Source organism: Clostridium amazonense, assembly GCF_056431285.1.
In genome coordinates this window covers 1-10,161 of record NZ_JBWKMH010000014.1, presented here as the reverse complement: position 1 = coordinate 10,161, position 10,161 = coordinate 1, and the positions used below count along the sequence as shown (strand labels likewise).

At 27.3% G+C, this 10,161-nt stretch carries 8 protein-coding genes and 1 tRNA gene; 7 read left to right on the top strand and 2 right to left on the bottom strand.

Translation table 11 applies throughout. The features are described 5' to 3' along the window. The first annotated feature begins 49 nt into the window (after positions 1-49). The 3 genes from AC07E4_RS07470 (at position 50) to AC07E4_RS07460 (ending at position 3,646) form a co-directional block, all read left to right on the top strand. Positions 50-125, top strand: a tRNA-Ala gene (locus AC07E4_RS07470). A 457-nt stretch (positions 126-582) separates the two neighbouring features. Then, positions 583-2,475, top strand: a complete 1,893-nt coding sequence (locus tag AC07E4_RS07465; protein ID WP_430830868.1) for a C40 family peptidase — start codon at positions 583-585, stop codon at positions 2,473-2,475. Between the two features lie 25 nt (positions 2,476-2,500). Continuing rightward, positions 2,501-3,646, top strand: coding sequence for a pyridoxal-phosphate-dependent aminotransferase family protein (locus AC07E4_RS07460; protein WP_034439668.1), 1,146 nt, complete (start codon positions 2,501-2,503; stop codon positions 3,644-3,646). Positions 3,647-3,685: 39 nt separating this feature from the next. Here the strand turns inward: AC07E4_RS07460 and AC07E4_RS07455 are convergent, their stop codons facing one another. Both AC07E4_RS07455 and AC07E4_RS07450 read right to left on the bottom strand, forming a co-directional pair. Further along, positions 3,686-5,125: a HAMP domain-containing sensor histidine kinase gene (locus AC07E4_RS07455; RefSeq protein ID WP_478216044.1), complete on the bottom strand. Its 1,440-nt coding sequence runs from the start codon at positions 5,123-5,125 to the stop codon at positions 3,686-3,688. After that, the gene (locus AC07E4_RS07450; RefSeq protein WP_478216043.1) at positions 5,104-5,799 is read right to left on the bottom strand and encodes a response regulator transcription factor; all 696 of its coding nucleotides are present in this window, start codon (positions 5,797-5,799) and stop codon (positions 5,104-5,106) included. The genes AC07E4_RS07455 and AC07E4_RS07450 overlap by 22 nt, the downstream gene beginning before the upstream one ends. Before the next feature lie 253 nt (positions 5,800-6,052). Between AC07E4_RS07450 and AC07E4_RS07445 the strand changes: the two genes are divergently transcribed. From AC07E4_RS07445 to AC07E4_RS07430, 4 genes are all read left to right on the top strand, one after another. Then, positions 6,053-6,799: an ABC transporter ATP-binding protein gene (locus tag AC07E4_RS07445; RefSeq protein WP_478216042.1), complete on the top strand. Its 747-nt coding sequence runs from the start codon at positions 6,053-6,055 to the stop codon at positions 6,797-6,799. Between the two features lie 33 nt (positions 6,800-6,832). Beyond that, positions 6,833-7,645 carry an ABC transporter permease gene (locus AC07E4_RS07440; protein WP_478216041.1) on the top strand — a complete coding sequence of 271 codons (813 nt, stop codon included), beginning with the start codon at positions 6,833-6,835 and terminating at the stop codon, positions 7,643-7,645. A gap of 19 nt (positions 7,646-7,664) precedes the next feature. Further along, positions 7,665-8,450: an ABC transporter permease subunit gene (locus AC07E4_RS07435; protein WP_478216040.1), complete on the top strand. Its 786-nt coding sequence runs from the start codon at positions 7,665-7,667 to the stop codon at positions 8,448-8,450. 76 nt (positions 8,451-8,526) lie between these two features. Further along, a complete protein-coding gene (locus AC07E4_RS07430; RefSeq protein WP_478216039.1) occupies positions 8,527-9,633 on the top strand; it encodes an alkaline phosphatase family protein in 1,107 nt (368 codons plus the stop codon). Positions 9,634-10,161: the final 528 nt, after the last annotated feature.

The window sequence follows — 10,161 nt, the reverse complement described above, 5'->3', positions numbered from 1 at the left end:
TCATAACCGGTAGGTCCGGGGTTCGAGTCCCTGAAGGTCCACCATATTTGGGGGTATAGCTCAGTTGGGAGAGCACCTGCCTTGCACGCAGGGGGTCAAGAGTTCGAATCTCTTTATCTCCACCATAAAAAGCAATCCATTTAGGGTTGCTTTTTTTTATTTAATTTTCTTTATTATAAAAAGTAAATATAAAATTTAAAAGAAATAAAAATTATAAATTACATATAGGGTATAATTTATTCTTGGAAAAATAATATAAAAATTAGTTAATAGTTTAATTCTATAGAGCATGGCATGTTAAGCATGCTTTTTTTATTTAGAATAAACTTATTTTAAGTTTGAGATAAACTAATTATATACACTTAAATTTATTTTTAGTTATAATAAATTAAAAATAAATGTAAATAAATTCAAATAAAGCTATATATTAAAAGGATTAAGAGACTTTTACGTTGAATAAGTATCTAGATAAAAGTAGAAAAAATACAATTGTTAAATAACAATTTTTACTATAAAATATATAGAGAGTAATACTATTAAACGATATTAGAATTATATACACTAGGATGGAGGTAAGAAATATTGAACAGTTCAAAAAAAGCTCTTGGAGGAGTTACAGCAACGATGTGTTTATGTGCTATTTTAGGCAATAAGACAGCAATAGCAGCAGATATGCAAGTTGGAATAATTAATGTTAATAACTTAAATGTAAGAAGTGAGAATAGTACATCTTCTAAGGTAATAGGATCATTACCATTAAATACAAAAGTAAACATAATTGAGTCTAAAAATGGTTGGCATAAAATTGATTATAATGGAAAAGATGCTTGGGTTCATGGTGATTATGTAGACTTAGATTCAAAGCAAAATGTTGAGAATAAAACATCTGTAAACAAAACAGGTGTAGTTAATGTTGGGTCTCTTAATCTTAGGAGTGGAGCTGGAACAAGTTATGGAGTTATAAAAACTTTGCCTAAAGATACTAGTTTGTTAGTATTAGAAACACAGAATAATTGGTCTAAAGTAAACGTTGGTGGTGTTGTTGGATATGTATCTTCAGAGTATATAACAATATCTTCAAATCAACAGGGTGATAATTCTAGTTCAAATAACACTAATAATGGACAAGTTAATACTTCAAATGGTATTACATCTGCACCGCTTAATATGAGAAGTGGAGCAGGAACTAATTATGCTGTTATAAAGGTATTACCACAAGGAACTAACGTAAAAATACTTTCAACTACCAATGGATGGTACAAAATTGATGTCCAAGGAACACAAGGATATGTTTCTTGTGATTATGTTTCTACTAGTGGTGGTAATACAAGTGGTGGAAATCAAAATAATGGTGGTGGAAGTACATCAGATAGTAGTTTAAATGGTAAAGTTGGAAAAGTTACAGCTGACCAATTAAATTTAAGAAGTGGAGCAGGTACAAACTATAATGTTGTAAAAGTACTTACTAATGGTGCTAGTGTTACTGTACTTGAAAGTACAAATGGATGGTACAAAGTAAATGCAGGTGGAACACAAGGATACGTATCAGCCGAATATATAACATTTGAAAATGCAGGAAACAATGGTTCAGGAAATGGAAACAATGAAGAAAGCACTATGAATACTACAGGATATGTAAATGCAGATTCATTATTTGTAAGAAAAGGACCATCCACCTCACAAGATCATATTGGAATATTAAATTATAATGCTAAGGTTAATATTGTAGGAAAACAAGCAGGATGGTATAAAATAAAATATAACAATGGTTTTGGATATATATCAGCAGATTATGTAACTATAGGTGAAAATAATAATGGAACCGCTCCAGATATAAATATTGATACTATAAATAAAATAGGTGTAGTTACAGCTACAGTTTTAAATGTTAGAAGTGAAGCATCATCTAATGGAAAGATTGTAGGAACTTTGAGATATGGTACAAAAGGAAATTTAGTTGCTCATTCTAATGGATGGTATAAAATAACGGCATCAGGTATAACAGGATGGGTTCACAGTGATTACATTAAAATACATGATGGTTCAGAAGATTTAGGTCCAATTGTACAAGAAACAGAGTTAATAGATTCAAGATATACAGGAACTGATATAGTTAATAAAGCAAAAGAATTTATAGGAACTCCATATTTATGGGGTGGATTTACACCAGTGGGATTTGATTGTTCAGGTATTGTTAAATATGTGTATAATCATTTTGGAATAGAAATATCAAGAACAACTTATTATCAAGTTCATGAAGGAAAAACTGTTCAAAGGAACGAATTAAGAGCAGGAGACTTAATTTTCTTTACAACAAATGAAGAAGACGCTAGTGATATATCTCATGTAGGAATATATATAGGAAATAATGAGTTTATACATGCACCAGGTCCAGGACAGTTAGTAAAGGTATCATCATTAAGTAGCTCGTATTATAATGAAAAATATTATGTTTCTAAAAGAATAATAAAATAGTATTTATTGGGGAGTGAGAGGTTATATGAAAAGTCCTTATGTATTTACACCAGGCCCAACAATGGTAAGGGAGAATGTGCTTTTGGCAAGGGCAGAAAAGTTTACAAATCCTGATTTGGATTTAGCTTTTTATGATTACTATAAAGAAACTTGTGAAAAAATAGGAAGTATTCTTGGAACTAAGAGTGATGTTAGGATATTGAGTGGTGAAGGAATTCTTGGGTTAGAAGCAGCATGTGCATCATTAACAGAACCTTTAGATAATGTATTAATTATAGATAATGGTATATTTGGAGAAGGTTTTAAGGATTTTGTAACTTTATATGGTGGTATACCAACTATTTATAAATCTGATAGACAAAAAGAGATTGATATAGATGATTTAGAAAAGTTTTTAAAAGACAATCACGATTTCAAATATGCAACTGTAGTACATTGCGATACACCATCTGGAGTATTAAATGATATTAAAAGTATATGTCCATTATTAAAGAAGTATGGAATATTAACAGTTGTAGATAGTGTTGCAGCTATGGTGGGAGAACCTATAAATGTTGATGAATGGCAAGTGGATATTGCACTTGGTGGTTCTCAAAAAGCATTTTCAGCTCCCCCAGGACTTACTATTGTTTCAATAAGTGAAGATGCATATAAGTGTATGAATAATAGAAAATCTCCAATAGTAGGATTTTACTGTAATTTGACTATATGGAGAGATTATTATGAAAAGAAATGGTTCCCATATACAATGCCAATAAGTGATATTTATGGTCTAAGAGTTGCTACTGAAAATATTTTAGATGAAGGTTTAGAAAAAGTTCATGATAGGCATAGAAAAATAGCATATGCAACTAGAAAAGCATTAGAAGAGTATGGTTTAAATTTATATTTAAAAAGTGGTTACTCAAGTACAGTTACAGTTGTTGAGCCACCAAAAGGAATAGAAGTCAATAAATTAATAAAACAAATGAGAGAAAAATATAATGTTCTTATAGCAGGCTCTTTTGGATATTTAGAGAATAAAGTTATAAGAATAGGACATATGGGAGAAAATGCTAAGCTTGAACATATTAGTTATGTACTAAATACAATGGAGCTTGCATTAGAAGATTTAGGATATAGCAATAATAAAAGTATTGTAAATGAATTTAATAAATATATAAAAGAGTAATAGATTTAATTTCTATTACTCTTTTATATACTTATTTTTTTATAATAATGGCAAAGAGAATTCTACAGTTGCACCACCAGTATTATTGTTATAAGCTCTAATGCTACCATTATGTTTTTCAACAATAAGTTTGCAAATATAAAGTCCTAATCCAGAACTATTCTTATATATTATGTCCTCGTTTCCTTTATAATGCTTATTGAAAATAATATCTGTAGTATCTTTAAAACCCTTGCCTGTATCAGAAACTTTGAAGGTAAGTGAATTATTATCAAAAAAACTTTCAATTAAAATTTTATCATCTTTAGTTGTATGCTTTAATGAGTTTGATATTAAGTTCAATAAAGTTTCTTCTATTCTAAATACATCAAACTTACAATAGTCGTCATCAGCAAATGAATGTGAAAGTATAAATTTAATATTTTTTTCATTACAAAGACAAGAAAAGTTATCTTCTAGATAAGAAATAAATTCAGATAGATTTACTTCTTGAAGATTTAAGGATAAATTTGGTCTTTCTAAATCCCATACCTCATTTAACTGATTTATAAGTGTTTTTACTTTTTCAGCATTATTTAAGAGTATTTTTATATAAGATTCTTTTTGAGCATCAGATATATTATGATAATTGCCAGAAAGTAATTCTAAGTGTCCGTATATTATAGTTATAGGAGTTTTAATATCATGGGTAAGAGATAAAATCATATCTTTCCTTTGCTCAGCCATCAGCCATTGAGTTTTTAAAGAATCATCAAGTGTTATACGCATTTCATCAAGTGCTAGAAGAACATCACCTACTTCATTTTTATATGATGAGTCCACAGCAAAATCGAGTCGTCCATTTTTTATTTTATTACTGATAGCTATTATTTCTTTAAAGCTTTTTTTAAAGCCTGATGAAAAAATTAATGAAAACAAAACTAAAACTGTAAAATTAATTAAGGCAATAGTAATTATAATAAATAAATTAAAAGATAGTTCATATCCTATTTTCTGCATAAAGTTATCAACAAATTTAAATTCAACAAAGAAGTTACTAACATATTTTTGAACAAATCCACCATTTAATTCATTATTAACAAATAAAGGTGTAAAAACAAAAACAATAGTTTTGTTACTAGCTTTATCAGGCTTTTTTATAATATATCTTTTAGATGAAAGAGGCATTTTATCAGATATTTTACTAGCTATAGAAGAATAAATTATAGTATTATCTTTAGAAACTACCAAATAATTAAAATCATTTTTTAAAACATTAGAATCTAATTCACTTTTGAAAGTTGCATTTAAAATCTTATCTACATTTTTTAGAACATAAGCCTCATTGGAAAATGCTATTTTTTTATTAAAAGAAATAGTTAGGAATAAACAAATGCAAACAACACTAAGAATGAGAGTTGTTAAAGATGTTGATAAAAAGAATATGACAAATTGAGTTTTTATTTTTAGCTTTTTAGTTACAGTTTTAAAGAATCCCACTTATAGCCTATTCCCCATGCAGTTTTTATATATTTAGTAGATATATTATTAGATTTAAACTTAAGTCGTATTCTTTTTATATGCTCAGTTACAGTAGTAACATTACTTTCACTATCATATCCCCATAAAAGTTCAAAAATTTGTTCTTTAGAAAAAACCTGGCTAGGATGTGTAGATAAGAGTTCAATAATTTCATATTCCTTTTTAGTAAAGTCTAGTTCAGTATTATTCTTTTCAATACATTTTGAAATTAAGTTAATACAAACATCATTAAAATTAATTTTAGTTCGTGTTTCTTTCACATAGTTTGTGCTAGTTCTATTAAAGTGAACGTTTATTCTTAAAATAAGTTCTTTTAAGGAAAATGGTTTTACTATATAGTCATCACCACCAACTAAAAAACCTTTAACTCTTTCTTCCTCAAGACCCCTTGCAGTTAAAAAAATAATAGGACAGTTAATACTCTCTCTAATTTTTTTACAAATATCAAATCCATTTAAATCTGGAAGCATAACATCAAGTAAAATAATGTTCAATTTACTATTGATTTTACTTAATGCTTCATATCCAGTTATAGCATAATCTACAGTAAAACCTTCACATTCTAAAGCTGGTTTTATAAAAGAAATTATTTCTTCGTTGTCATCTATAATAAGCACTTTTTTACACATCATTGAATCACTCCTAATTTTTTATTTAGTGAGTTTAATTTTAATTAGAGTTTAATTGTAAAAATTTTCAATACACAATTAATAGTATAGTGAAAAATTTACAATGAAACAAGCAAGTAAAAAATTTTGTTGGTATAAGAAAAATTATTTTTATAGTTTATAAAAAGTTTATTTTCCTATGTTTATATAGTAGTGAGTTTTTAAAATTGTTATTTTAATTAGAGTTAATTATTAAAAAGTATTGGGGGATGAGAAGATGAGTAATAAAAAAATTGAAATTAGAAATGTTAGTAAAGCTTTTAAAAAGAGAAATGTAATAGATAATGTATCATTTGATATTTGTGATTCAGACATTTGTGGATTTATAGGTCCAAATGGTGCAGGAAAGACAACAATAATGAGGATGATAACAGGACTTATAAAACCTGAGCTTGGAAATGTCTTTATAAATGGAATAGAAGTAAGTAAAAATAGGGAAGAAGCATTAAGAGAAATTGGTGCTGTTTTAGAAGTGCCAGTATTTTTTGATTATATGTCTGGAAGAAAAAATCTTCAAAACTTAGCTAGACTTAATTATGGTATGAAGAGGGAAGAACAACTTGAAAAAGTTGAGGAAGTTTTAGAAATAGTGGGACTTAAAGGTAAAAATGATGATAGAGGAAATGATAAAGTAAAAACATATTCGCTAGGAATGAAACAAAGGTTAGGAATTGCTCAAACATTACTTAATAATCCAGAGATAGTAATATTAGATGAGCCAACTAATGGGCTTGATCCTTTAGGAATGAAAGATTTAAGAAATTTAATATTAAAACTTAGAGATGAAAAGGGAATTACATTTCTAATATCAAGTCATAATTTAGATGAACTTCAGAAGGTGTGCAATAAATATGTGTTTATAAAGGATGGGAATATAAGATGGAGTGGGGAATCAGAAAAGTTATTAAATGATACTAGGTGTAATAAGACTTTGGAAGATATATTTATGAATATTATGGATTAGTATATGTATTTAAATTTTTATGAGGTGAATTTAATGTTTAAAACTGTTTTTATTTATGAATTTGAAAAATTTTGGTCAAAAAAGATTAATATTTTATGTTTTATTAGTATTCCTTTAATAATACTAATATCATTGAAGTTTGCATTAGAGGTGAATGCCACAGTAAATAATACAGAGGTAATATTTACTTCCACTAGGAACTTTCCAATATTAAGTCTTCAAGAAACATTAATAACAGCATTTAATGTAATTATAATGATTTTTTTTACACTTAGCTTTAATGAAGAATATAGAAAAGGAAATTTAAGATTAGCATTTACAAGAGCAATTTCTATAAGGAAATTATACATTGCTAAAGTTTTAGTGCTAGCTGTGAATGTATTTCTTATGCTTTTGATTAATTTTATTATTTGTAAAGTTATAGGTAAAATATTTTTACCCTCTACAAATGAGGTTGCGTTGTTTTTTAAGGAAGGAATGTATAAAAATAAGGATACAATAATTTACTCATTAAAGTATTATTTTTTAGCATATTTAACTTTGTTGGCATTTGGAAGTATAGTTGAATTCTTTTCAATAAAATGCAAAACAATAACAGCAGCTTTAGGGTTTAGTGTAGGATTTCTAATTTTAAATATAATATATATGGCAGCAATAATGAGTTTGTGTAGTGAAAAGGCTACTTTAAAATATCTAAGCATATCAACATTGTATACTCAATTTGCTGGAACATCTTATTTTGCAGCAGGGGTGGATAATGTTTTTCTTTATGGAATGTTAATAGTAATTATAGTTTTTCAGTTAATGTGTTGTAGAAATTTTGTAAGTGAGGATTATTTAGAGTAAGAGGAGTGATCATATCATTATGAGAGAGTTAGTTGTAGCAGAATATGAAAGAATAGTTCAAAGAAAGAGCACCAAGATACTGTTTCTTATATCAATTATATTTCAAATTATAAACTTTATTTTATTTCAAATTAGGTGGCAAATAGATACAGCAATTTTCAAAGAAGGCGTAGAAGTGGCACTTAATAGCCTCAATTATCCGGTAATGCAGTTAATTGATTTTAATGTGTTATTAGTATTTGTTATGTTACCACTGTATTTTTCAGAATCATTAAGTTCAGAGCTTGATTCAGGTGCATATAAAATAGTGTTATTAAGACCGATAAAAAGATGGAAACTACTAGTAGCTAAGTGGATATCACTTGCAACTTCTTATGGATTAACTTTAATATGCGTGTATTTAACCAAAGTTTTTCTTGGTTTTATGTTTTTACCTAAATCTAGATTTACAACTTATTTTCTTATAAATAATAAATTAGGTGTAGTGCATTCAATTATATATAATCTGAAATATTACTTAATATTATTTTTTATATATTTATCCATACTTTCAATAACATCTTTATTAAGTGTTGTTTTAAGAAAACCTGTACTATCATTTTTAGGAAGTAGTATTTTTAGCATAGTGCTTGTGTATTTGTTTGAACCTATATTTGAGATTTTATTTAAAGCTACAGATGTTGCATATTATATATTAGCAGGTAAATACAATATGATAAATATATATGTATTATTTTCAGCAACTATAATTTGTTTTATCATATCTCTTTGGATTTGGAATAGAAGGGTAGATAAATTTGTATAGAGATTAATATTAAACTAGAATACTACATTGATACATGATAATATTAATTAAATGTAATTTATTGGGGGTAAGATAAATGAAAATTATGTATCCAGATTATGATAATAGTATATTAAGTTTAGCAAATTCTATATTAAAATATTTTGGGGTAGAACATACACATAAAACTTTAACTAAGTTAGATAGCATATTAGATAATGGTTATAAAAATGTAGTGCTAATGGTATTTGATGCGATGGGAAGTAAGAATATTGAAACAGTATTACCAAAAGAAAGTTTTTTAAGAGAACATATGATAGATGAAATATCATCAGTATATCCACCAACTACAGTAGCAGCAACAACAACCATAGAAAGTGGACTTGCACCAGTGGAACACTCATGGCTTGGATGGACTCTACACTTTAAAGAGGTTAATGATAATGTAACTGTATTTAGAAATACAAATGATAATGGGGATATTGTTGCAGACTATAATGTTGCTACAACATATATACCATATAAAAGTATTATAAGTAAAATTAATGATACAGAAAAAGCAAAGGCATATTCAATATCTCCGTTTGGGACATGCAAAGTTAATTCTATAGAGGAACTTGTAAACTCTGTAGAAAAAATTTGTAATGAAGAGGGACGAAAGTATTTATATACCTATTGGCCAGAACCTGATCATTCAATGCATGGAAAAGGTATATTTAGTGAGGATGCGAAAGAGTGGATGAGAATCATTGATAAAAAAGTGAGTGAGTTAAGTACTAAGCTTAAAGACACACTAATAATTGTTACTGCAGATCATGGGCATATTGATGGAGAAAATGTATTAATTCAAAATCATGAAAAGATTGTAGAATGTTTAAAGCATTTACCAACAATAGAACCACGGGCAGTGAATTTTCATGTGAAGGATGATATGAAAGAAAAATTTGAAATTGAATTTAAAAAGGAATTTGGTGATAGTTTTATTTTGCTATCTAAAGAAGAAGTAATAGATAATAAACTATTTGGGATTGGGAAAGAACATCCAAGATTTAATAAGTTTTTAGGTGATTACTTAGGAGTAGCAAAAGGAAAAGTGTCAATTTTTAATAATAAAGATGAATATGATGAAATGATTGGAGTACATGCAGGAATAACAGAATGGGAAATGAAAGTTCCTTTTATAGTAGTAGAGTGTAATAAATAAAAAAAGTAGGTGTACTTGGCTATTATGTTTTAAAGTACATCTATTCTTATACCAACAGAAAAGTAGGATTTCTATAGAGTTAAATTATTTTAATAAATATATATACTAGAAATAAGTGTAAAGAATTATATTTTACAATACATACTTTACCTAGTGTATCAATACTAGAAAAAGAGAGAAAAAAATAGAAAAAGAGAGAAAATAATGATATAAATGTACTTAATGAAAGAAAATAAAAAAAATAAAGAGTATATTTTACATATAATAAATCTTGTCGCTGAGGCAAACAAGTAATTGAAGCCAAACGATGTAGAAATAAACTTCAAAAAAACATTAAAAAAAATGTTGACAAGAAAGTTTAAATCTAGTAAAATAGGAAAAGTCGTCAGGTGATGATGACACATTGGTCTTTGAAAATTAAACAGATAATATATAGGTAAAACCAGTTAATTCATTGAGATTCTAATCAATTAGAAGATCACATCGAAAGATGTAAAATTGACTATTATAGTCAGCAAACTTGAGATA